The following is a 24,589-nucleotide window of genomic DNA, read 5'->3' on the forward strand; positions in this document are numbered from 1 at the left end:
GTAACTATTTGAAACTAAAAAAGTGCAAGAAGAGTATTCACACTCTCCTTGCACTTTTCACTATTATCACAGTAATTAAAGCGTTTACAAATTATTTTAAAATAATTAGTAAATCCATTGATTCATTAATTTTGAGTAGTCTACTAATTCTTCTTCTTTAAAGAAAATACCAATCTCACGTTCTGCACTTTCTAGAGAATCAGAACCATGGATAATATTTTTCGCAACTGTTACACCAAAATCGCCACGAATTGTACCTAGTGCCGCTTCATGAGGTCTTGTTTTACCCATCATATTACGAGCAGTATCTACTACACCTTCCCCTTGCCATACCATTGCAAAAACAGGACCAGATGTAATGAAATCTACTAATTCACCAAAGAAAGGTTTTTCTGTGTGCTCAGCGTAATGTTTTCCTGCAATTTCTGGAGTAACTTGCATTAATTTCGCACCAACTAATTGAAAGCCCTTTTTCTCAAAACGAGCTACAATTTCCCCAATGAAGGCACGTTGTACGCCGTCTGGTTTTACCATTAGAAATGTTTTTTCCATAAAAAATCTCTCCACTTCTGAATTATGTATGTAATTGTATATCCCCACACACATATTAACACCCTTATCACAATTGTGCAATAGTTTTGAAATAGAGAGATTTTTTTATTTGTAAAAGAAAGTCATTAAAATTTTCGTTTTCCAATATACTTTGCAACATTTTGCAACGCATATTTTGCCTGTCCACGTGGCAAAGGTTTTATTACCTCTAATGCTTTATGTAAATAACGTTCACTAAATGCAAATGCCCGATCAATTGCTGGACTTGTTTTAATATCATGAATAATTTCTTTCATCTCACTTGCAGTTGTATTTTCATGTACGGATACAATTTTTGCACGAAGCTCTGGATCTTCCATTGCATACAAAGCTGGAAGTGTGACATTTCCTTGCAATAAATCTCCACCAGCAGGTTTTCCTAATTTTTCTTCTGTTGAAACGAAATCTAAAATATCATCAATAATTTGATACGACATTCCAACAAAATAACCATACCAAAACAAACGATTTACAGTATCACGACTTGCCCCAGAAGCAATGGCTCCCAACTGACAACTAGCCGCAATCAACAATGCTGTTTTTCTCTTAATTCGTCGTAAATACGTTCTTAAATTTTGATTATAATCATACTTATCCTTAATTTGTTCGATTTCACCCTTACACACTTCCAAAATTGTATACGACAATGCCTGGTGAGCTTCTGGAACTTCTAAATTCGTAATGCACTCTAGAGACTTTGCAAACAAATAATCTCCCGTATACATCGCAATACGATCTCCCCATTTTGCATTTACAGTTGCACTACTTCTTCGTAAGAGCGCTGCGTCAATTACATCATCATGAACAAGCGAAGCCATATGGATGAGCTCTAGAGCAACTGCAACATGTTTAATTGCATCTAACTTGTAGTCTCCGAATTTCCCCGCAAGTAGCACAAATACAGGACGAATTCGTTTACCACCAGCTTCGATAAGCTGTAATGCCGCATCTTCTATTAGTTGTTGCTCTGAGGCAACAACCTTTTTTAATTCTTTTTCTATTACATCAATATCCGATCGTAAAAAAGAGTACATAAGTTGTAACTTCATATTGTTCACCTTAACCTAAAAACGTCTTTTTTCTATTTTAATTTCGGTTTTAATCCTAAGTGCATAGCTGCTACACCAAAAGTAAATGGTTTCACTTGCACATGCTCAAGTCCTGCCGATTCAAACATCTTCGCTAATTCTTTCATCCCTGGGAATGTGCTAGCAGACTCCTGAAGCCATGAATATTCCTTATAGCTTTTTGCAAACATTTTGCCAAACAAAGGCATAATGTATTTGAAATACAAAATATACATCTGGCGAAAACCAATCATCGTTGGTTGAGATGTTTCTAAACAAATCACTTTCCCGCCTGGCTTTACTACTCGCGTCATTTCTTTTAATACGTGCATATAATCAGGAACATTACGAAGACCAAATCCGATTGTTACATAATCAAATGTACCATCTTCAAATGGAAGTTCCATCGCATTCCCATGCATAAGTTCCACATGCTTTAAATTTAAAGCTTCTACTTTCTCTTTTCCAACAGATAGCATATTTTCACTAAAGTCTAATCCATATACTTTCCCAGTCGTTCCAACAGCATCAGCAAGTGCAATTGTCCAATCAGCAGTTCCACAACACACATCTAACGCCTTGCTTCCAGGCTGTACATCCATAATTCGCATCGTTTCTTTTCGCCATGCTTTATGCCTTTGAAAACTTATAACTGAATTCATTACATCGTATTTATCAGAGATTTTTTCAAATACGTCATGTACTCTTTCTTCTTTTGATTGTTGCATGCGCTTACCCTTCTTCCAATATAAAATTGCTTATGTTTTCAATTTATCTTGTAATGCGGAAACTATCTCATCAATTTCTTTATGGCTTTGAAGAAATGATTTTTCTTGTTCATCCATTTTTTTCAACCACTCTGTAAAGACCGTTTCCACATTTCTGTCATCATCATTTGATAGAGTTGCTTGAACCGCTTGAAAAACAGGTGCAGTTTTTCTTTTAGCATGCAATTGATACTCTTTTTGAAGACGCTTATTCCCTAGCATATACGCTATAAACGGTTTCCAATGTGATAAATGAAAATGATCACATGTTTTTTGTAAAAGTGCCGATTCGATTGTCATAACACTTTTGACTACTTCATCAGCTGTTTCATATGCCCTCTGATATAACATAATTTTATGTTCATTAATTTCTTTAATCCCTTCGGCAAGTGCACGAATTAATACAATATCACAATTCATTGAAAGTAAATAATAATACAATCCACTATAGTAATCACCTGCAAGTACTGTAAGCTGACGACGCTTATGAAATCCACTTGCTTCTTCATCTGCTTTGTTTGATACTTTTTCATGTGTATCAAGAGCGATTTGTACAAGCATAATCGTTAAAACATAGTGATCAATTTGTTCTTTATGTAAATTTGCATTTTTTAAAGCAGCGTATAAAAGCACTACCTTTTCTTCATCAATAAATGGTTCTTCAATATAGTTTATAAAATAAGGATGGCGCAGTTTTGATAGCAACTGCTCCTTTATATCCGCATACCCTCCGTAGATGTCACACACAAAAAATCACCCTTGTTTTCTAATTCATAAAACCTATTATAACACATACATTCTATTTTCTATAACCAAAACTTGGGGAATCAAGATAAACCATACGTTAGATTTCTATTCATACAATACGCATAAAAAACAAAAACTCATTCACCTATAAGTTTATGGACAGCTATCAAAATATATGTAATTTTTTAAAGACTATATCTCTCACTCCATAAACACACATTAAAATGGAATTCTCATCTCTCCTTGCTCATTATAAGAATTTAGATTTCACAGGCAGTAATCCCCACCTAGTTTTGTTGGATACAGACAGTACTTCCTACAAACAACCGGAATCAAAAGTAAAATAATATAAATAAAAAAGAAAAGCAGTTTCCCGCTTTCCTTTACTTTGCCTTAATAAAAGACAAAATTTCGCTACGTGCCGCTGCATCATTTTCTAACACACCGCGCACTGCTGTAGTTACCGTTTTTGCACCAGGCTTTTTCACACCGCGCATTGTCATACACATATGCTCCGCTTCAACAACTACCATAACACCATGTGGTTCTAGCACTTCCATAATAGAATTAGCCACTGTTGACGTAATACGTTCTTGAAGTTGTGGACGACGTGCAATTGTATCTACAGTACGAGCTAATTTACTTAAACCTGTTACTTTTCCACCACGTGGAATATATGCAACATGAGCAACTCCGTAAAACGGAACAAGATGGTGCTCACACATCGAATAAAATGGAATATCTTTTACTAATACAAGCTCCTCGTGCTCTTCTCCAAACACTTTATGCAAATGCTCCTTTGGATCTTCATGCATACCTGAAAATACTTCTGCATACATTTTCGCAACACGTTTCGGTGTATCAAGTACTCCCTCACGATTTGGATCGTCTCCAATTGCCTCTAGAATAAGACGCACTGCTTGCTCGATTTGTTCTAAGTTAACTTTTGCCATCCGCTTAACCCTCCCGAAAAACCTAAAAGTGATACGAACACATTCTAGCATATTTATGATTTTAAAAGCAAAAAGAAGAGTTTCCAAAAAGGAAACTCTTCTTCCCTGTTAATATGTAAGGATTATTTAACCGCATCTTTTAACGCTTTACCAGGTTTGAATGCAGGTACTTTACTTGCAGCGATTTCAATTTCCTCACCAGTTTGTGGGTTGCGTCCTTTACGAGCCGCACGCTCACGAACTTCGAAGTTACCGAATCCGATCAATTGTACTTTATCACCTTGTTTTAAAGCTTCTAAGATAGAATCAAAAACAGCGTCAACTGCTTTTGTTGCGTCCTTTTTAGAAAGGGAACTTGCTTCTGCAACAGCATTGATTAAATCTGTCTTGTTCATGCCATTCACCTCCTCCCAAAGATAAGACTGTATAATGATCATAAAATGAGTCTTACTTTCATTTGTAGGCAATTTTTACAAATTCTATACTACAAAGATGTAGATAAATCATTATCAACGCCTATATTATACGATTCTCCTGTATAATTCAATATTTTTAAAGAAATTGTTACCTCGAAAATGTGAAAAAACGATGAAACTTGACAATATGCTACAAAATATTAGATAATGACTATTTCTTTTCTCCCCTCCGCCTATCTTCCTCACTTTTCTCTGAATCTTGAGACTGGAGTCTTACAGCCTGCAAATAGCGGGATAAAAAAGCAAAAACCCCCTGCTCGAGGGGGGGCCTTATAAAATAATGGCAATCAATCCGCCAGATCCTTCGTTAATAATTCTTTCTAGCGTTTCTTTTAATTTGTAACGAGCATTTTCAGGCATTAAAGATAATTTTGCTTGAATTCCTTCTCGAACAATCGAACTAAGCGAGCGTCCAAAGATATCAGAATTCCATATAGAAAGCGGATCATCCTCAAAATCTTGCATTAAGTAGCGGACAAGCTCTTCACTTTGCTTTTCAGTACCAATAATTGGCTCAAATGTAGATTCAACATCAACTTTAATCATATGAATAGACGGTGCAACTGCCTTTAATTTCACACCGAATCGCGATCCATGACGAATAATTTCTGGCTCATCTAGGCTCATATCAGCTAAGGCCGGCGCAGCTACGCCATATCCTGTTTGTTTGACCATTCTTAAAGCCTCTGAAACTTGATCATACTCCGTTTTTGCATGAGAAAAATCAAGCATAAGCTTTAATAAATGATCTTTCCCTCTAATTTCTACACCTACAACTTCTTTTAATATTTGATCGTACAATTCATCTGGTGCATATAAATCAATCTCTGCAACGCCCTGCCCCATATCAATCCCAGCTAAACTCGCTCGATCAATAAACTCATATTGACTAAATTGCCAAACAACACGATCTACATCACGAAGCCTTTTTATATCTTTAACTGTCTCTTGAACAGCTTCTTGATAACTTTGACGTAACCAATGTCCCTCATTTAATACCATAACCCAGCTTGGTAGATTCACATTCACTTCCAAAACAGGAAATTCAAATAAAGCTTCACGAAGTACATTGTAAACATCTGTTTCTCTTAAACTCTCCACACTCATTGCTAATACAGGAATATCATGCTCCTCTGATAAACTTTGACGTAACTGTTCTGTATCTGGATGATACGGCTGTACTGTATTAATAATCATGATAAACGGTTTACCCACTTCTTTTAATTCATTGATAACACGTTCTTCTGCTTCTATATAATCTCGTCTTGGAATTTCTCCAATCGTTCCATCAGTTGTAATGACAACCCCAATAGTAGAATGTTCTTGAATCACCTTACGCGTTCCAATTTCAGCAGCCTCATGAAACGGGATGGGTTCTTCATACCAAGGTGTATTAATCATGCGTGGGCCATTCTCATCTTCATATCCTTTCGCTCCAGGAACCGTATAACCAACACAATCTACTAATCGAATATTTACTTCAAGACCGTCATCAACATGGATGGAAACCGCTTGGTTTGGAACAAATTTCGGTTCTGTTGTCATAATCGTACGTCCAGCAGCACTTTGAGGTAATTCATCTTGTGCTCGCTGACGATCTGAATCATTTTCGATATTCGGAATAACAACAAGCTCCATAAATTTTTTAATAAACGTTGATTTTCCTGTTCGAACAGCTCCTACAACCCCTAAATAAATATCACCGCCTGTGCGCTCAGCAATATCTTTAAAAATATCGACCTTTTCCAAGTGATTCCCTCCCTCAAAATTTTTGGGAATAATCCAATTTGTATTCACATACAATATCCTTCACTGATGTCTCCTATCATATGAAATAACATAAAAATATTCTAGAAGTGTGGACAATATATCATATGATTTTGTCCTAAATTCATATGACTATTTAAAAAGAACTTTTTGTTTGCATCATAAGTTGTAATACATGAAAAAACCTTTCTTCTAGAACTTATTCGCTAGAAGAAAGGTTCATGACTTATCATTTAAAAAAAATTGGTTCTCCGTTTCTTACTGTATACGGTAAAGAGTATGCGGGCACAAATGGTGTATCTTTTAAAAGCATATTACGAATATCTTCCCCTTCTTTCAACTTTTCTCCGTTTTTTTGTAACATTTCATATAAATCCATTCGATAATCAACAAAAATCTCCCCTTTTTCATTAATTACAAGCGGTAATCCTTTTCCAGAATATGGGCTTGTCACTTGAGGCACATCTTTATATCCCATCTTTTTGAAATCTAGCTCATAAACACCATCTGCAATAACCTTTTTAAAAGGAGGATATTGATGTTCATCACGATACATTTGCAATTTCAACTTAACATCCCGAATTTGTTCTGCCATTCTTACATCGATTAATTTTACCGTTGGATTTGTTTCTACATCTACTAATACATATTGATATACACCACCACTTTCATATGCATTTCCAGGTGCTTCTTGTATATAACGTGGTGCAATTTTTTGAAAATCAATTGGATATTTTTGATAAATTGGTGTGCTCATATCACGCGTTTTAATTGGTAATAAACCATTATTTTGTTCCTTATATGTATTGACTGCCTTTTGTACAGCTTGCAGCTGATCTTCATAAGGGACAGCATTCTGTTTCATATTTTCTCTAGGATACATACATCCTGACAAAAGGCTTATACAACAAAATATTAAAATAATATAGTTTTTTTTCACAGACAATCCATCCTTTATTTTCTCGCTCACATCTATTAAATCTTGTTTATTCATTTCCACCTACCTCCCCACAATCTATTTGAAAACAAAGAGTGGCGATTATTCATTCTTATTGTTCGACTGGCCCACTAAATACAACGAGAAAAATAACAATCCCAGATACAACCATAAGTGTATAAGCAACCAGCGCTGTAATACCTTTCAAAATTTTATTCTTTATTTTATGCCTACTTAATAAAATAAAAGCTACTGCAATAAACATGAATCCCATTGCTCCTAAAGAAAACCACATTTTTATAAGTCCTTCAGACATATACACACCCCTTAATTATCAATCTATTTTTATACTATTTTAACAAATTAAAAATTTTAAACAAATAGAAAAATAATATAAGACCATTCTTTTTAGCTGGTAGAGAACATCCGGCCATACATAGAAGCGGTGAAGGCACTGAAAAAGTGTTTACTTTGAAAAAATAACACGAATTTTATCAATATGTTGAAAAGAAAAAGGAGTCCATTACCTGTATATAGTAGGTGATGAACTCCTTTTTCTTATGAAGTAGACTTTTTCAGTAGCCTAAGAAGCGGTTAGATCCTTTTTCTGCCCCATGCCAAGTGAAAACAGAAGGAGAAAGCGGGTGGAGACTTCCTTTTATTTTCACAGCTGAGACTTATATGTTGGAGAATATTTATGTATACGTACAAATTGAAAAAAACGGCAGAAAGCGTTTCTTTTCGGGCGGGAGAGAGCATCCGACCATGCATAGAAGCGGTCAGACCCTCTTCCTGTCCATGCCAAGTGAAAACAAATAGATAAAATGAGTGTAGGTCACCTTTCGTTCTTCATAATGGCGAATTATATATTGAAAAATCAAAATGTAAATAAAAAAACAAAAATAAAACCGAAGCGAATGTATCATCTTCGCTTCGGTTGACCAAATACGCCCACAAACAGCCCCAATCCCATTTCTTCATAGCTATCGTATGCAATCCTCGAACCCTTTGTTTCGCATGCTTTATTTTTTAAACATTTTACTTAACGAGCTAAAGTCTGTTGGCATATTATTATTAACAATCGCTTTTACAATTTGATCTTCTTGCTCTTTTGGTACCTCTCGCCCTGCCATTACTGCGACCTGATGGATTAATTGACGTAGTACTTTCTCATCGCGTAAATTTGCATTTTGTACAGATGATGCTAATTTAAAAATATCGTCTTTATTTACTTTCGCTTCTTTTTCAATATTATTGAAAATGTTATTATCCATTTTCTTCACCCTCTCTTCAAGTTACAATCCATCGTATGCAAAAAGAAATAAATGGTGAAAAAACCCAGAAAAACAAAAAGCTGTATACGTGCTTTTTTCACGCATACAGCTTTTATTTACAATAAATCAGGTATCGCTTCAACTTCATGTTTACGAACACGCCCCATCAATGACCCTACTGCATCTTTCACATTATTTCCATTGAATAGTACATCATATAACGCTGCCGTAATTGGCATTTCAACTTTCATTTTCTCAGCCATCTCATATGCAGCTTTCGTTGTTCGTACACCTTCAACTACCATACCCATACTATCTAATACTTCTTCTAATGAATATCCTTTTCCAAGCATATTTCCCGCACGCCAATTTCGGCTATGGACACTTGTACAAGTTACAATCAAGTCACCCATTCCCGTTAAACCAGCAAATGTTAATGGATTACCACCCATCTTTCTTCCTAAACGAGCGATTTCCGTTAAACCACGTGTCATAAGAGCTGCTTTTGCATTATCACCTAATCCAAGGCCATCCGTTATACCCGCGGCTAGTGCAATAATATTTTTTAATGCCCCACCGAGCTCTACTCCGACAATATCAGGATTCGTATATACTCGGAAATAACTATTCATAAACAAGTCTTGTACTTCTTCAGCTGATTCCATACGTTTAGCAGCTGAAGTAACAGTTGTCGCTTGACGAAGCCCTACCTCTTCCGCATGGCTTGGTCCTGATAGGACAACAACATCACGAATAAGATGCGCTGGAATTTCTTCTTCAATCATTTCTGAAATACGTTTTGAAGTTCCCGGTTCAATCCCTTTACTTGCATGAATCCAAGTAATTGGCTGTGAAACAATTTCTTTCATATTTTGCAATACTTCCCGGTACGCTTTCGTTGGCACGACTAAAAGTACTGTATCTACATCTACTAATGCCTCTTCTAAAGAAGAGTAGGCTACGATTGTGCTTGGCAATGTAATTCCTGGGAGATACCGGCTGTTCTCATGTTTCATATTGATTTCATCCATGAGCTCAGAACGATTTCCCCAAATACGTACATCATGACCATTGTCAGCTAATACCATCGCTAACGCTGTGCCCCAGCTACCTGCTCCTACTACTGTGATTTTTTTCATAAAATCACATCCTCTCCATTAGTCTCTTGCTCTAGAAATAATTCGGATTGGCGTTCCTACGAAGCCAAACGACTCACGCAAACGATTCTTTAAGAAGCGCTCATATGAAAAGTGCATTAATTCTGGATCATTTACAAATACAACAAACGTTGGTGGTTTCACCGCGACTTGCGTTGCGTAGAAGATTTTCAAACGTTGTCCATTATGCGTTGGTGTTGGATTCATTGCAACAGCATCCATAATCACGTCGTTTAATACGTTTGTTTGTACACGAATACTATGACTTTCATTAACTTCATTAATAACTGGTAATAATGTCTGTGTACGTTTTTTCGTTTTCGCAGATAAGAATACAATCGGTGCATAATCCAAGAATTGGAAGTGCGCGCGAATATTTTCTTCAAATGCCTTCATTGTCTTTTCATCTTTTTTTACTGCGTCCCACTTATTCACAACGATAATAACTGCTCGTCCTGAGTCATGTGCATAACCAGCAATTTTTTTATCTTGTTCAATAATTCCTTCTTCACCATCTAAAACGACTAAAACAACGTCAGATCGTTCAATCGCTCTCAATGCACGAAGTACACTATACTTTTCAGTACTCTCGTATACTTTCCCTTTTTTACGCATCCCCGCTGTATCAATAATAACGTAATCTTGACCATCTTTACTATATGGTGTATCAACAGCATCACGGGTCGTTCCTGCTACGTTACTTACAATTACACGCTCTTGACCAAGCAATGCATTTACAAGTGATGATTTCCCTACATTTGGACGCCCAATTAATGAGAAACGAATTGTTTCGTCATCATATGCCTCTTCTTCAATCTTAGGGAAATGCTTTGCTGCTTCATCTAATAAATCACCTAAACCTAATCCGTGTGTACCTGAAATTGGGAATGGCTCACCAAATCCTAATGCATAGAAATCATAAATATCATTACGCATCTCTGGATTATCAACCTTATTCACCGCTAGTACAACCGGCTTTTTAGAACGATATAAAATCTTTGCTACTTCTTCATCTGCAGCTGTTACACCATCACGGCCATTTGTCATAAAAATGATAACATCCGCTTCATCAATCGCAACTTCCGCTTGTTGACGAATTTGTGTCAAAAACGGCTCGTCTCCAATATCAATTCCACCTGTATCAATAATGTTAAATTCATGATTTAACCATTCTCCCGCACTATAAATACGATCTCGCGTTACGCCTGGGATATCTTCTACAATTGAAACTCTCTCTCCAACAATTCTATTGAAAATAGTAGATTTCCCTACGTTCGGGCGTCCTACTATTGCCACTACTGGTTTCGGCATATAATTTCATCCTTTCAACTTGCTTCTGTTTATTATGTAAAAAACCCTTCTTTGTGCAAGAAGGGATTTGCATTCCAGAATATTTCTCATCGTATCAAAACATCTCATATTATAACACACGTTACTAATGTTTCACAATAATATATACATTCTCTTGTAAGCGGTGTGCAATACCGTCTAAAATCGCTTCTAAATTATTTGCTACAAATTCCATTTCTTCTTTTGAGTCACAAGTAAATAAAGGTGCTCCCCCAGCAAACTTTTCTGGCGTCGTTGTAATTACAGCAAGAATATAGCTTTCTAACATCATTGTATATCTCCCCTTCCTTTTGGGGCCTCTGATGACATATGAACCGCACTTTCTAATGTTGGTACATTCCCTATTACTGCAATCGCTTTTTTTACATCTTGATCTTGCGGGAGTACAAATACCCCTACTCTTCCATCTTCTAAATCGCGCTTAGCTAAGGGGATTAACGCCGGGGTTCCAGAATCTCTAAATATGCCTAATGCAACCGATACATCATGCAAGATTGCTTGTCGTTGTCCAAGATTGGAGATTGTTACTCTTGCGTCAATAGACTTAGGCTTTAAAATAAAGCCCATTCCATACTTCATAATTTCTTCTTGCCTTGCGGGCAATCCAATATTCATAATATAAATATTATCAATATATAGTCCTGCTCCCTCAAAGTGGAGAGGAACATGCTCAATGTCTACAAGATCATGTAACCTTTTACCAGACATCAATATTTTGGCAATAAAGAATCCCGCTGTGCCAGCAACTACACCAGCTATCCACGAATGAAACCCTATATATGTAAATGTTGTCACAAATGCTGTTAACATCGCTAAATAGTTGCGACTTTCAAATACAAGAGCTATCCCCTCAATATATGTGTTTCCACGCGGTACAAGCTCATACCCATCTAATTGCTGCAGTGTATTCCTTTCCATATTTCGAACATCTCGAAATTGAGACGCAGCTAATGTTAAGAAAGTAATCGCTGAAAAATCCTTCTTCAAAATGGATGGAATAGCAATTGCTCCTAAAGCTGCTGCAATTAATCCCATAGCAATGTGAATGATTTTTCCATGTAAACGTGTCGGATACTGCCTCGTATCTGTACGAAGCATCAAAATTCGCGTTACTGTTCCAGCAATGACGCCACATAAAATGGCTGGTGTATATTCAGTCATGTATTACCCTTGCCTTTCTTTTACATGTTTTTTTCTAAATTGTCCTCTATACGCCGATAATTTTGCGATATAAGACATCATCATAACCAGTAGTGTAGAAACAGCAATGATATCAAAGAATGTCAAACCACCAAATTCGTATGGGAAATGAAGCCTGCGAAAAATAAATGTTACCAATATTTCTCCTTGTAGTGCTCCGGCATATAAAGAACATAGACGCAATAGACGATCTCGATGTAATAAAATTGATGCATATACAAGAGTACCGCTTAACATAAAAATTCTATCAATAACAATCCAAATCGGATCATACACCTCTAATAAATGAAAGCTTGTATATAGCATAGCAATGATAAGTGCCGACAATAAGGCATACATTTTTTTCCACACAGAATATAGAGCAATCCCCAAAAAGGAAATAATACCGAGTATAAGAGCGTTTATTGATACAGTGAAAGAAGCAATAGATACCGTTATCTGTGAACAAATAATAAATATTAATATAACAGCACTAACTTTCCAACGAATTTCATCTTTTTTCAAAAAAAACGTTGTAACAACCCAGCCCACCCACGCTAAAAAATAAAAATAACTTCCATCCATATTTTCTCCTCCTATCATTTCCATTATGGGAACTTTTTATAAAAACTAATCCTTTTCTTCTTTTTGCATAGTTTTTCTTATAACAGCAACACTTTCTATTAAGGAGGTGTAGATAACGATGGGAAAAGACCGCCAAGAAAAGAAATTAAAACAATCACGCCGCGTTGAATCGGATCGTGATCAATCATTGCAATATCCTGGTGCAACGAGTCTTGATACACCAGAGCAAGCTCGCAAGCAAAATCAGCATTAAACAAAATGAAAAAACAGCCGACATCGGCTGTTTTTTCATTTTCCCACAATTCATTATGTTATTAATCCATTCTCCAACGCTTTCTTTATTGCTTCTACACGATTAGAAACTTGGAGCTTAGTATATATATTAATAATGAGAGTACTTTTCCCAGCTCCATTCGGACCAAGAAAACATAGAATTTCACCTTCCCATACAGAAAATGAAATATTAGATAGTGCTTTAAAAGTTTCATAGCACTTCATTACTTTATCCACTTCAATAATCTTATTCATTTCATTCCATCTTCCCCTTTCCTCTTCATTGTACAAGGCGGGTACAAAAAAAAAATCAACCGAACGGTTGATTTTTTATTCTTATCTTATTCTGATTTATAAATAACCTGCAAAAAAACTTAAAAAACATTACCTATTGCTATAGCGCATCGTATCAATCCCACGTTGCGATAACCAATGATACGTATCACCCTTCACAATAAGCGGCACTCGCTGAAGCTCAGAGAGTGTTCTCGCTCCAAGAGCCGTCATTATAAATTGTAAATCTGTATGTAAAAGTTCTATTTCATCCATTAATTTCTGGGTACCATCATTCATCAATATACGTAAAAAATATCCGGCAAAAGCAGTCGCCTGTGCCCCCAGGGCAATCGCTTTTGCTATATCCAGTGCAGTTTGTATACCACCAGATGCAATAAGAGAGAGGTTTTTATTTGTAGAGGATGCTTCTATGATTGAAGCTGCCGTCTGAATGCCCCAATCGTTAAAATAAGAAAGCATTCGCTTCCTTCGCTCATTTTCAACTGCAGCAAAATTTGTGCCACCATAACCACCAACATCTACAGCCGTAACACCAACATTAGTTAGCTGCTGTACCGTTTCTTTACTCATACCAAAACCTACTTCTTTTACTATAACTGGAACCGGAGAACTTGTAACAATTTGTTCAATCCGCTCTAATACGCCTGTAAAATCCCGATCACCTTCTGGCATCGTTAGTTCTTGAATGACATTCAAATGAATTTGCAAAGCATTCGCTTCAACCATATCAACCGCTCGTTTTGCCTGTTCAACGCTCGCTTCACTACCCAAATTTGCAAAAACGATTCCATTTGGATTTACCTTTCGAACAATTCGATAAGAAGATGCTTCTGTTTCATCTTTTAACGCAGCCATTTGAGAACCAACAGCCATCGCAAGGTTGTGATGCTTAGCCACGTGTGCTAACTGTTCATTAATATGTAATGTGTGATCTCCACCACCACCAGTCATCGCATTGATAAAAATCGGCGAACTTAATGAAAGTTCGCCGATTTCCGTTTCAAATGTAATGCTTTCATAACTTGAATTTGGCAAGCTTTGATGGACAAAAGCAATGTCATGAAAGCCATGTATACGAGACTGTCCGGTGGAAAGAGCGTATTCAATATGTTCTAATTTTCGTTTTGCCCTTACCACTTGTACCCCTCTTTATTTCTTTAATTTTTTCAGTTGTTCACCAATAATATCACTAAATTGGAAAGTTGCAGACTCAGAAGTCGGCTCATATTGGCTATAATCTTCTGTTTCATTATTTTCTTCAACAGCTTCTTTTATACTTAAAGAAATGCGTTTTTCTGCTGCATGTACTTCAAGTACTTTCACTTTCACTTCTTGTCCCATTTCTAATACTTCATTTGGATTTTTTACGTGACGATTTGCAATTTGTGATACATGCACAAGTCCTTCTACACCTGGTAAAATTTCAACGAAAGCACCAAATGTAACAATTCGTTTCACTATACCTTCTCGAATATCACCCGCTTTAACTTCAGCAGAAACGTTTTCCCAAGGTCCTGGCTGAGCCGCTTTAATCGATAAAGAAATACGCTGCGTATCTGCATCAACCGATAATACTTTGACTTTTACACTTTGTCCTTGTGTTAACACATCAGAAGGCTGTTCAACGCGGTCATGAGAAATTTGTGAAATGTGTACTAAACCATCTACATCACCAACATTCACAAAAGCACCAAAGTCAGTTAATCGCTGAACTGTACCTTCCACAACGTCTCCTTCTTTTAAAGAAGAAATCGCTTCTTTTTTCTTTGATTCTAATTCTTGTTCTACAACTGCTTTATGTGAAAGAATAACACGATTTTTTTCACGATCTAATTCAACAATTTTCACCGCTAATGTTTTTCCTTTATAATCAGTAAAATCTTCTACATAATGCATTTCTACAAGTGAAGCTGGAATAAATCCACGGACACCAAGATCCACAACTAAACCACCATTCACAATATCTTTTACAGTAACATCAAAAACTTCACCTGAAGTGAATTTTTCTTGCAACTCTACCCATGCTTTTTCTGCATCAACAGCACGTTTCGATAATACAAGATCATCATCTTCTAATTTAATAACTTTTAATTCAAGATTTTGATCTAATTTTACAACATCGCTCGCTTTTTCAATATGAACGTTAGCTAATTCACTAATCGGAATAACGCCATCTGTTTTGTATCCAACATTTACAAGAACTTGTTTTTCTTCAACCTTTGTTACAGAACCTGTAACAACGTCACCCACTTGTAATGCTTTTGAATCCACAACTTCTTCATTCATTTTTTCTACCATGGAAATACCTCCCTACAGAATTGACAAAGCTTTTTTATGTATATACGAAATGAAAACAAATGTTTTCATTTGCATGTTATAAGAAATTTTTAGCATATACTCGCTTCCAATACATACAACAACCTATTTTTTGCTATACACTTCATAGAAGATATAGAAGCCTATATAAATAGTATACAGCAAAATCTCCTTGAATAAAGTATGTTTTAAAATATAATAGCGAATATATTCTGACAGTTCCTCTTCTTTTACTAACTTCTTACAAATTGACTTATTTGTCAAGGAAAGTGTTTCACTATTCTCTGTTATACTAATATTTTTAAAATAAAAAAAGAAAGAGGATTCCCTCTTTCTTTATTTTGCAAACGCTCCAGAAACAATATCCATAATTCTTTGGACAACTTCTTCAATTGATAAAGAAGTTGTGTCTAACTCCAATGCATCATCCGCTTTTTTTAACGGAGAAACTTCGCGCTCTGAATCTAATTTATCACGCTTGGCAATTTCTTTTTTCAATTGCTCCAAACTAGAAGCGAAGCCTTTCTTCGTATTTTCAAGGTGTCTACGCTCCGCTCTCTCTTGAACAGAAGCAAGCATAAAAATCTTCACTTCCGCATTAGGTAGCACATGCGTACCAATATCACGACCATCCATTACCACCCCGCCCTTTTCTGCTAGAGCTTGTTGGCGGCGCACCATCTCTTCGCGAACAAGACGATGCTTGGCAACAATTGATACGCGATTTGTTACATTCGGTGTACGAATCGCTTCAGATACATCCTTGCCGTTTAAGAAAACTAGTTGTGTATTTTCACCTTGCTGAAAATCAATATTCACATTTTTTAAAACTTCCATTAAACTTTCTTCATTTTCAATATCTACATTTTGTTCCAGCGCAGCGTATGTAAGCGTACGATACATTGCACCTGTGTCAATATAGACATAAGAAAGTTCTTTCGCAACAATCTTTGCAACTGTGCTTTTTCCAGCAGCTGCTGGACCATCTATCGCAATTGAAATTCGTTTATCCACTGTAACACCTCATTTTTTTCACTTATAAAACAAAATGAAAAGCAGGTACAAATCCCCTGCTTCTCTACACTTGTTTCATACCGATTAAATCCTCAATTATTGTAGCACAATCCTCACTAGAAGAAAATGAAAACTACTTATTGACTTGTAAAATATCAGTTATATTTTCACTTGTAACTCCTTCATAATAAACGATTTTTGATAAATATTTCACTGTGGATTCTTGCATGAAAAGCAATTGAATAATGCAGAGACAAATAAATTGAATCAATAATATACGAATTAAAGCTCCCTCAATTTTTTTCAAAGAAATATCCTCTTTTCATTTTTCTCACTCATTCTAACAACTCACAATAAAAAAATTAAGAATCCATTCCCTTTAATTATTTCCAATATAAAGTAGTCAACTTTATTTTCATTTCTAATACAAACTTTTATACATTTCCATTGTCGAATCTAGTAAAAACATGGTATGTTCTAAATGTATTTTTTGACTAGAAAGGGGTATAAGCATTGAAAAAAATCCTAGTTTTACACACAGGTGGAACAATCGCAATGGAGGAAGATAAAGAAACTGGGGTTGTACAACCAGGGGAACAAAATCCTCTTTTAAAATTCATTCCAAATTTAACGGATGATATTGATTTAATTGTTGAAGATGTCTTTCATCTTCCATCTCCTCATATGACTCCTAGCGAGATGTTACAATTACAAATCATCATTGACGAAAGAGTAAAACATGAAGATATCCATGGTGTTGTCATTACACATGGTACAGATACATTAGAGGAAACCGCATACTTTTTAGATTTAACTGTACAAGCGAACATTCCAATCGTTGTAACAGGTGCAATGCGCTCTAGCAATGAATTGGGTGCTGACGGCTTATATAACTTTTTATCAGCTGTAAAGGTTGCAAGTAGCAGCGAAGCGCTTGGAAAAGGTGTTCTTGTCGTGTTAAACGACGAAATTCACTGTGCAACAAATGTAACAAAAACACATACAAGTAATGTTGCAACATTCCAAAGCCCTCAATACGGACCAATCGGTATGGTGACAAAACGCGGCGTTGTCTTCCATCACGCTCTCGTCCATCATGAAACATACATGGTTGGGCAAATTTCTAAAAATGTTGTTGTGTTAAAGGCATACGCTGGTATGGATGATACATTATTAGCAGCAATTGAAAACCTACCGGTCGATGGGATTGTAATCGAAGCACTTGGTCAAGGTAATTTACCACCACGAACGCTTTCTAGTTTACAGCGCTTAATAATTAAAGGAATTCCAATTGTTCTCGTTTCCCGCTGCTTTAATGGAATTGTCCAAGACGTATATTCCTATGAGGGTGGAGGAAAACAATTAAAAGATATGGGAATTGTTTTCACATACGGTTTAAATGCCCAAAAAGCTCGTATTAAACTACTTGTTGCTTTAGAATGTACTCATTCTAAAGATAAAATCCAGCAAATGTTTATGCACAATTAAAAAATAAGCTGTCGAAAAATTCGACAGCTTATTTTTGTTCTCTTGATACAACTGTTTGTGTAATTGCTCCACCATGAAATCTTCCATTCTCAATAAAAATTTCATTCGCATTATTTCCAGCTGCAATAACACCCGCAATAAAGATATTCTCCACATTCGTTTCCATTGTTTCTTCTGTATACATTGGGCGCCCTGTTTCTTTATCAATTTCTACTCCTATTTTTGTTAAGAAACTATGATCTGGATGGTACCCCGTCATCGCAAACACAAAATCATTTTGAATCGTAAATGACTCTCCGTTACTTGTATACGTAAGTGTATGTTCGGTAATTTCTTTTACGTGAGCATGAAACTGAATTTGAATCGTGCCATTACGCACTAACGCTTCAAATTCAGGTAAAATCCACGGCTTAATACTCTGCGAATATTCTCCCCCGCGATATAACACCGTTACACGTGCTCCAGCTTTTACAAGTTCGAGCGCAGCATCTACACTTGAATTTTTCCCTCCTATTACAACTACATCTCGGTCAAAATAAGGATGTCCTTCTTTAAAATAATGAGATACTTTCTCCAATTTTTCTCCAGGAACGTTCATATAGTTTGGATTATCATAATATCCCGTTGCCACTACGATATATTTCGCAGCGTATGTTTCCGTATTCCCATCACGCTTCGTCGTACTTACTCTAAAGAAGTCCCCATCTTTTTGCACTTGTTCTACGCGTTCAAATGCATTTACTCGTACACCTTTACGCTTTACCACTTCACGATAATACGCAAGCGCTTGATTACGAACTGGCTTGCGGTTTTCTGTAATAAAAGCAACATCACCAATCTCTAACTTTTCACTAGAGGAAAAAAACGTTTGATGAGTCGGATAATGATAAATCGCATTCACAATATTTCCTTTTTCAATTACTAGTGGATTGATTCCCTGTTGCTGCAGTGAAATCGCTGCTGCTAATCCACACGGTCCGCCCCCGATTATAATAGCTGTTTCTTTTTGCATACTTGGTTCACTCCTAGTCTTCTGCCTCAATCTCTATTTATTACAAAACAAGAAAAAACCTACTTTCAGCAGTAGGCACCTATCTTTATTGTATTCATTTTTCATATATTTGTCATCTAAACGATACATACATTCGATAGACGTCCGCTAAAAATTGTCTAAATCGGATTCCTTGTTGTCCCAATACATTTTCTGGATCAATCTTTCTCTTCGGATCGAGTTTTTTATGAGATACAATATCTGTTTTAGGATTCAAATTGAATGTATGACATAAATAGGCATGGTACCATGTAAATCGCGTGTAAGAATCCCAAAAATTAATACTACCTCCGTAACACATTTCAACACCAATTGCCGCTTTGTTCGCATCATAACCAAACAAATCATTGTCTGTTGGTACATTATATCTTACATGATACGCTACCTCATCAATTGGGATAATTTCTAAAATGGTTGTATCATCTACAAAAGTATGCGCCGATGCTTTTGGTTGTATTTCGTTAAAGTAATCACGATTTCCTATCGCATTGCTGCCAGGATTCCCTGTATCATGACTTACAATAAACCTCACCTTCGAAAGGCGGATTCCTGGTCGTGAGCTTCCGTACCCAATATAATTTCGCTCTATAGGGAACATCACCATATTTATCAACTCCGCTCTAGAAAATTACCTTTCTTCCTTATATATGTATTCAACCTCGATATCTATATAGCACATTTCTTACGCAAAGAGAAAATCGAAAATATTTGAAGTAAATACCATAAATAGTAAAATACTTACAGCAGTTCCATAAAACCCATAAAACCAAACACGATCTTCTTTTGTATCTAAACCGAAAAATTTATTTACGGATTGTAACAAAGATGAACGTTTCACATGTTTTTTCCGTAAAACCTCTACCCGTTCCATAACATCTGTTGGCATCATAAATCTTTGGTCTGCTGTCATTTTCATTATTAATCTCTCCTTATCTTGTTTCCGTTTTGTTTATCTAAAGAGAGTATAGCACAAACGTTCCAATGGAACAAGTGTTCTTTTTTGTTTTTTTTGTAATCGAGCATCCATTTTTAACAATATTACACCTATTAATAGTAATTATTTAACCGAACCACTTTAAAAGTAATATTATAATTCCCCAGACGATAGCTATCACTGGCCCAACAATACATACTCCAAACATTGAACTCCACCCACCTTCACTTCGTTTAGAGGAGGGGGTCTTCTCGGTTAAAATGATAAAAAAACGTGGTTTCCTTGAAGGAAACCACGTTCTCTCTAAACTCTTTATTCTATTATACCCAGCCTCTAAAGCGGCTAGCTTCTGCCATTTTACGTACACCAACCATATAGGCTGCTAAACGCATGTTCACTTTACGAACTTGTGATGTTTCGTAAATAGAATCGAATGATCTTACCATTACTTTTTCTAAACGTTGTTCTACTTCTTCTTCTGACCAGTAGTAACCTTGGTTATTTTGTACCCATTCGAAGTAAGATACAGTAACACCACCAGCACTTGCTAATACATCAGGAACAAGTAAAATACCGCGTTCTGTTAAAATTTTAGTTGCTTCTAATGTAGTTGGACCATTTGCTGCTTCTACAACAATTTTTGCTTTAATATCCGCAGCATTCTCTTCTGTAATTTGGTTCTCGATTGCAGCTGGAACTAAAATATCACAATCAAGTTCTAATAGCTCTTTGTTTGAAATTGTATTGTTAAACAATTTCGTTACTGTTCCGAAGCTGTCACGACGATCTAGTAAGTAGTCGATATCCAATCCATTTGGATCATGTAGTGCACCGTAAGCATCAGAAATCGCAATTACTTTTGCACCGGCATCATGCATAAATTTAGCTAAGAAGCTACCAGCGTTCCCAAACCCTTGGACAACAACGCGAGCGCCTTTAATATCGATACCGCGTTTTTTCGCAGCTTCGCGAATACAGATTGTTACACCTTTTGCAGTTGCTGTTTCACGCCCGTGAGATCCACCTAATACAAGCGGTTTACCTGTAATAAATCCAGGTGAATTAAATTCATCGATGCGGCTATATTCATCCATCATCCATGCCATAATTTGTGAGTTTGTAAATACATCTGGAGCAGGAATATCTTTTGTTGGACCAACAATCTGGCTAATTGCTCGTACATATCCACGGCTTAATCTTTCTAATTCACGGAAAGACATTTCACGTGGATCACAAATGATACCACCTTTACCTCCACCATATGGTAAATCAACAATACCACATTTTAAACTCATCCAAATAGAAAGTGCTTTCACTTCGTTTTCTGTTACGTTTGGATGGAAGCGAATTCCACCTTTCGTTGGACCAACAGCATCATTGTGCTGTGCGCGATATCCTGTAAATATTTTAACAGTCCCGTCATCCATACGAACTGGAATTTTCACTGTCATCATACGAATTGGTTCTTTCAGTAATTCATATACCTCGTTTGGATAACCCAACTTTTCTAGGGCTTCGTTAATAACAATTTGAGTTGAATTCAACAATTCAAAATGTTGCTCCCTTTGTTGTGTTTGTGTTTGAGCTCCCTTTTCGGCTACCATAGTAAGTAAACCCCCTGTAATTTCACTTGTTTAGTAAACCTTCATTGCCTAGTATACACCGTTAAATTTGGAATGCAATAGAAAACGCTAACAAATGTATACAAACTATTCTTTATTGCAAGCGTTTTCACTATTATTATAGTCCTTTTATTGCTTTTAGAAAAGTAAAATACTTAAATATTTAAATGTTTTTTATATCACAATGTATTTTAGTCTCTCTAATATCGCGAAATACTAACAAAACCTCAAGCTATTTCTACTAGCTGAGGTTTTGTTTTAAGACAAAATACTTGTATATTTGCTGAATTGCTTGAGAATCCATTAATTCTTTTCCATATTCCATAATACGATAAATTGTTGCTGTAGAAGAATTACCGTATTCTGCTAAAATCGCAATAATATCTGCCTTTAATAATGGTGTTTCTTCTTCCATCCAAAGATAAAAACGCCCATCCCATGTGTAAAGTTTCCCTCCGGTTACACCGAGATTATACAAACGATTTGCCAACGTAATCACATCTTCAAACGTTGCAAATTCATACAATATATGTTCACTCTCATCTAGAGTTACTTGCATCTCAATAAACTCATCACGAAACTCATCTTCTGTATCGGTTTCGTGATTTTCTTTTGTGACAATTACAACCATTCCTTGTGCTTGTAAAGAAAAAACTTCAACCGCAATTGGACCATCCGCTTCAAATCCAAGTTCTTTATTTGCTTCTTGCATCATATCGCGAAATAACTGTTGCACTTTCGGAGCATTTTTCCATAAATCCTCCTTCGTCAATCCTCGTTCAGATAAATCGTCAAACGTTAGGAAAATTTTGATTTTATTATAATTTAAACGTTCCAGCCTCATCTTGTAACCTCCCTACGTAACCGTTGTATCTAATTTTTATTATATGAAATAGAAAATAGATGGTTCTTTTCGAACAACTATTCCGACGTATTTAACCATTTATCCCATTCTTTTTTTGTATCACCAATGAACACATTTTGAAGTCCGATCTTGTCTTCATCTGAAACAAACTCACTTGCAAATCCAACAAGCCCTATGCAGATCTTTGAATTCTGACTTTGCAACTTCTTAATCAAATTTAGTGCGCCTTTCAAATATCGCTCTTTTGAACATGATATAAACACATATTTGGGTGCAAATTGCTTAATAACTGTATGAATCTCATCTTCCTCTAGGCCTGTCCCAAAATATGTTGCTTGATAGCCTTTCAAACGTAAATATATTGTGAAAACAAAAAGGTTTAATGTATTCAATTCTCCTGGTGCGCATATAGCCAAAGCTTTTGGCAAAATAAAATTAGTATGCGTATTATGATAAATCATTCCAATGCGTGAACATAAAAATGAATCTATATACCGCTCTTGTACAGCTGTTATCTCATCATTTCTCCGCATAGTCTCCAATTTATCAATAATCTTAACAAATATATGAGTGATTACTTTTTCTGTTGTATAAATAACAAATGCCTCGTTTAATAATTCACGGGCATGCTTTTCATCAAATTTTAACAAATAATGAAGGATATCGTCTACTAAAAACACTTCTGTACTGTACGCTACTTCAACTAAATTGTGATTTTGCAATCGATTGCTTTCTAATAACTGGACTGCTTGACCAATTGTAAATCCTTCATTCACTTTATGCATTAACCATTTTAAAATTCTCACATGCTCTTCTGTATATAGGCGATGCCCAGCATCATTGCGCTTTGGAGCAATAATATGATATCGTCTCTCCCAAGCCCGCAGCGTACTTGGCTGAATTCCAAGCATATTCGAAACTGCTTTTATATTATATTTTCCTTTTAAAGTTGGCATGTTTTCCCACCTTTAAACCGAACATCTCTTATTTTTTTCCTTGCAACGTAATTAAGTGCGTTTGGGCTGGAGCTCGAAAACGTAGTGGTATCAATGTCGTTCCATACCCATTACTCACAAATAAAGTTGTATTCGGATACTTATATACGCCGCCTTTTAGATATCGTTTAAAATGAAATAGACGAATTTGTCCCCCATGGGTATGACCACTTAATACGAGGGAAATTTGTTCTTGTCCAGACATTTTGTTTACAATAACAGGGTTGTGACTAATAAGAATACGAAAGCCATTTTCTTGACAATCTGCTAGTGCCAAGTCTAAACGATCCCGTTCTAATCCAACATCATCCACCCCTAATAAGCAAAGCTTGTCGCCAGAATCTGATTCAAACAGCACTCTTGTATTATCTAAAATTTTCACACCATGTTCTAGTAATAACGCATCTAGTTCATGATAGTCAATTTCATAATCATTATTTCCCCATACAAAATATATAGGACCAATTTTACTTAATGTTTGAACATTAGCAGCAATTTGTGATAACGATACACCTTTCTCAGCTAAATCACCGCCAATAATAACAAAATCAGCTTTTCCTTTTACATTTTCAATTAAAGAAGGCGAAACAATTCTCCTATGAATATCTGAAATGAAAAATATTCTGACCTTTCCAAAGCTTTCCGGGAAATTTACAAATGATAAAGTGTGTTCTAGCAATGTATTACGCAATGCTTCTCTATACATCATAAAAAGACAAATAAAGCCAATACATATGAACGTGCCACCTAAAATCCACAACATATATTTTTCTCAACTTCCCTCTCAACAATATGTAATTTTATCAAGCTATATTGCAATAAAGATGGATAAAATCTCATCCGATACAAAAGACTTCATTCACCTTTTCAATCACTCATATAAA

28 protein-coding genes and 1 pseudogene are annotated in these 24,589 nt (G+C 35.9%); 2 read left to right on the plus strand and 27 right to left on the minus strand.

The annotated features are described in order from the left end of the window. Positions 1 to 105 precede the first annotated feature (105 nt). The 15 genes and pseudogenes from ndk to MHH45_RS08750 all read right to left on the minus strand — a co-directional run bounded on the left by ndk (position 106) and on the right by MHH45_RS08750 (position 12,850). A complete protein-coding gene (ndk, locus tag MHH45_RS08680; protein ID WP_003206516.1) occupies positions 106 to 552 on the minus strand; it encodes a nucleoside-diphosphate kinase in 447 nt (148 codons plus the stop codon). 125 nt (positions 553 to 677) lie between these two features. Continuing rightward, a complete protein-coding gene (hepT, locus tag MHH45_RS08685) occupies positions 678 to 1,640 on the minus strand; it encodes a heptaprenyl diphosphate synthase component II (RefSeq protein WP_016114094.1) in 963 nt (320 codons plus the stop codon). A 32-nt stretch (positions 1,641 to 1,672) separates the two neighbouring features. Next, positions 1,673 to 2,386, minus strand: coding sequence for a demethylmenaquinone methyltransferase (locus MHH45_RS08690; protein WP_016114093.1), 714 nt, complete (start codon positions 2,384 to 2,386; stop codon positions 1,673 to 1,675). Positions 2,387 to 2,416: 30 nt separating this feature from the next. Then, on the minus strand, positions 2,417 to 3,172 hold the full coding sequence (locus MHH45_RS08695) for a heptaprenyl diphosphate synthase component 1 (protein WP_016114092.1): 756 nt from the start codon (positions 3,170 to 3,172) through the stop codon (positions 2,417 to 2,419). Between the two features lie 383 nt (positions 3,173 to 3,555). Next, complete coding sequence (gene folE / locus MHH45_RS08700; RefSeq protein WP_003206523.1) at positions 3,556 to 4,125, minus strand: GTP cyclohydrolase I FolE; 570 nt, start codon at positions 4,123 to 4,125, stop codon at positions 3,556 to 3,558. Between the two features lie 122 nt (positions 4,126 to 4,247). Next, complete coding sequence (locus MHH45_RS08705) at positions 4,248 to 4,520, minus strand: HU family DNA-binding protein (RefSeq protein ID WP_001043860.1); 273 nt, start codon at positions 4,518 to 4,520, stop codon at positions 4,248 to 4,250. 351 nt (positions 4,521 to 4,871) lie between these two features. Next, positions 4,872 to 6,350: a stage IV sporulation protein A gene (gene spoIVA, locus MHH45_RS08710; RefSeq protein ID WP_016114091.1), complete on the minus strand. Its 1,479-nt coding sequence runs from the start codon at positions 6,348 to 6,350 to the stop codon at positions 4,872 to 4,874. Positions 6,351 to 6,597: 247 nt separating this feature from the next. Further along, the gene (locus MHH45_RS08715; RefSeq protein ID WP_026008435.1) at positions 6,598 to 7,308 is read right to left on the minus strand and encodes a hypothetical protein; all 711 of its coding nucleotides are present in this window, start codon (positions 7,306 to 7,308) and stop codon (positions 6,598 to 6,600) included. A 109-nt stretch (positions 7,309 to 7,417) separates the two neighbouring features. Next, the gene (locus tag MHH45_RS08720; protein ID WP_016114089.1) at positions 7,418 to 7,621 is read right to left on the minus strand and encodes a DUF2768 domain-containing protein; all 204 of its coding nucleotides are present in this window, start codon (positions 7,619 to 7,621) and stop codon (positions 7,418 to 7,420) included. 706 nt (positions 7,622 to 8,327) lie between these two features. Beyond that, the gene (locus MHH45_RS08725) at positions 8,328 to 8,579 is read right to left on the minus strand and encodes a stage VI sporulation protein F (RefSeq protein ID WP_140386058.1); all 252 of its coding nucleotides are present in this window, start codon (positions 8,577 to 8,579) and stop codon (positions 8,328 to 8,330) included. Between the two features lie 116 nt (positions 8,580 to 8,695). Continuing rightward, entirely contained in the window at positions 8,696 to 9,718 is a 1,023-nt protein-coding gene (locus MHH45_RS08730; RefSeq protein ID WP_016114088.1) for an NAD(P)H-dependent glycerol-3-phosphate dehydrogenase, read from the minus strand. An 18-nt stretch (positions 9,719 to 9,736) separates the two neighbouring features. Then, positions 9,737 to 11,047: a ribosome biogenesis GTPase Der gene (gene der, locus MHH45_RS08735; RefSeq protein WP_003206531.1), complete on the minus strand. Its 1,311-nt coding sequence runs from the start codon at positions 11,045 to 11,047 to the stop codon at positions 9,737 to 9,739. A gap of 124 nt (positions 11,048 to 11,171) precedes the next feature. Further along, complete coding sequence (locus tag MHH45_RS08740) at positions 11,172 to 11,357, minus strand: capping complex subunit for YIEGIA (RefSeq protein WP_016114087.1); 186 nt, start codon at positions 11,355 to 11,357, stop codon at positions 11,172 to 11,174. Continuing rightward, positions 11,354 to 12,247: a YIEGIA family protein gene (locus MHH45_RS08745; protein WP_088094154.1), complete on the minus strand. Its 894-nt coding sequence runs from the start codon at positions 12,245 to 12,247 to the stop codon at positions 11,354 to 11,356. Before MHH45_RS08745 ends, MHH45_RS08740 begins: the two co-directional genes overlap by 4 nt. After that, positions 12,240 to 12,850: pseudogene (locus tag MHH45_RS08750) on the minus strand (YphA family membrane protein). Before MHH45_RS08750 ends, MHH45_RS08745 begins: the two are co-directional and overlap by 8 nt. 118 nt (positions 12,851 to 12,968) lie before the next feature. Between MHH45_RS08750 and MHH45_RS08755 the strand changes: the two are divergent. Next, complete coding sequence (locus MHH45_RS08755; RefSeq protein ID WP_016114084.1) at positions 12,969 to 13,103, plus strand: YpzI family protein; 135 nt, start codon at positions 12,969 to 12,971, stop codon at positions 13,101 to 13,103. Between the two features lie 53 nt (positions 13,104 to 13,156). On the opposite strand, the gene MHH45_RS08760 is transcribed toward MHH45_RS08755, so the two are convergent. The 5 genes from MHH45_RS08760 to MHH45_RS08780 all read right to left on the minus strand — a co-directional run bounded on the left by MHH45_RS08760 (position 13,157) and on the right by MHH45_RS08780 (position 17,057). Further along, complete coding sequence (locus MHH45_RS08760; RefSeq protein WP_016114083.1) at positions 13,157 to 13,378, minus strand: ATP-binding cassette domain-containing protein; 222 nt, start codon at positions 13,376 to 13,378, stop codon at positions 13,157 to 13,159. 129 nt (positions 13,379 to 13,507) lie between these two features. Beyond that, positions 13,508 to 14,557: a type 2 isopentenyl-diphosphate Delta-isomerase gene (fni, locus tag MHH45_RS08765; protein ID WP_016114082.1), complete on the minus strand. Its 1,050-nt coding sequence runs from the start codon at positions 14,555 to 14,557 to the stop codon at positions 13,508 to 13,510. Positions 14,558 to 14,569: 12 nt separating this feature from the next. Further along, on the minus strand, positions 14,570 to 15,718 hold the full coding sequence (rpsA, locus tag MHH45_RS08770; RefSeq protein ID WP_016114081.1) for a 30S ribosomal protein S1: 1,149 nt from the start codon (positions 15,716 to 15,718) through the stop codon (positions 14,570 to 14,572). Between the two features lie 354 nt (positions 15,719 to 16,072). Beyond that, positions 16,073 to 16,750 (minus strand): (d)CMP kinase, encoded by a 678-nt coding sequence (gene cmk, locus MHH45_RS08775; RefSeq protein WP_016114080.1) that lies wholly within the window; start codon positions 16,748 to 16,750, stop codon positions 16,073 to 16,075. Positions 16,751 to 16,883: 133 nt separating this feature from the next. Beyond that, positions 16,884 to 17,057, minus strand: a complete 174-nt coding sequence (locus tag MHH45_RS08780; RefSeq protein ID WP_003196311.1) for a DUF5359 family protein — start codon at positions 17,055 to 17,057, stop codon at positions 16,884 to 16,886. A 206-nt stretch (positions 17,058 to 17,263) separates the two neighbouring features. On the opposite strand from MHH45_RS08780, the gene MHH45_RS08785 reads away from it, so the two are divergent. Next, positions 17,264 to 18,238 (plus strand): asparaginase, encoded by a 975-nt coding sequence (locus MHH45_RS08785; RefSeq protein WP_077294433.1) that lies wholly within the window; start codon positions 17,264 to 17,266, stop codon positions 18,236 to 18,238. A 28-nt stretch (positions 18,239 to 18,266) separates the two neighbouring features. On the opposite strand, the gene MHH45_RS08790 is transcribed toward MHH45_RS08785, so the two are convergent. From MHH45_RS08790 to MHH45_RS08820, 7 genes are all read right to left on the minus strand, one after another. Beyond that, a complete protein-coding gene (locus tag MHH45_RS08790; RefSeq protein ID WP_088094153.1) occupies positions 18,267 to 19,250 on the minus strand; it encodes a YpdA family putative bacillithiol disulfide reductase in 984 nt (327 codons plus the stop codon). A 112-nt stretch (positions 19,251 to 19,362) separates the two neighbouring features. Further along, complete coding sequence (locus MHH45_RS08795; RefSeq protein ID WP_016114076.1) at positions 19,363 to 19,893, minus strand: peptidoglycan recognition protein family protein; 531 nt, start codon at positions 19,891 to 19,893, stop codon at positions 19,363 to 19,365. 78 nt (positions 19,894 to 19,971) lie between these two features. Then, complete coding sequence (locus MHH45_RS08800) at positions 19,972 to 20,208, minus strand: DUF3961 domain-containing protein (RefSeq protein WP_033671033.1); 237 nt, start codon at positions 20,206 to 20,208, stop codon at positions 19,972 to 19,974. A gap of 335 nt (positions 20,209 to 20,543) precedes the next feature. After that, positions 20,544 to 21,827 carry an NAD-specific glutamate dehydrogenase gene (gene gudB / locus MHH45_RS08805; RefSeq protein WP_003196304.1) on the minus strand — a complete coding sequence of 428 codons (1,284 nt, stop codon included), beginning with the start codon at positions 21,825 to 21,827 and terminating at the stop codon, positions 20,544 to 20,546. A 259-nt stretch (positions 21,828 to 22,086) separates the two neighbouring features. Next, positions 22,087 to 22,689: a genetic competence negative regulator gene (locus tag MHH45_RS08810; RefSeq protein ID WP_006094247.1), complete on the minus strand. Its 603-nt coding sequence runs from the start codon at positions 22,687 to 22,689 to the stop codon at positions 22,087 to 22,089. Between the two features lie 77 nt (positions 22,690 to 22,766). Then, positions 22,767 to 23,666 (minus strand): MerR family transcriptional regulator, encoded by a 900-nt coding sequence (locus tag MHH45_RS08815; RefSeq protein WP_016132650.1) that lies wholly within the window; start codon positions 23,664 to 23,666, stop codon positions 22,767 to 22,769. Between the two features lie 28 nt (positions 23,667 to 23,694). Further along, positions 23,695 to 24,468, minus strand: a complete 774-nt coding sequence (locus MHH45_RS08820) for a metallophosphoesterase (protein WP_006094245.1) — start codon at positions 24,466 to 24,468, stop codon at positions 23,695 to 23,697. Between the last annotated feature and the right edge of the window lie 121 nt (positions 24,469 to 24,589).

The organism is Bacillus sp. FSL K6-0042 (genome assembly GCF_038006685.1).
In the GTDB taxonomy this organism is placed as follows: domain Bacteria; phylum Bacillota; class Bacilli; order Bacillales; family Bacillaceae_G; genus Bacillus_A; species Bacillus_A pseudomycoides.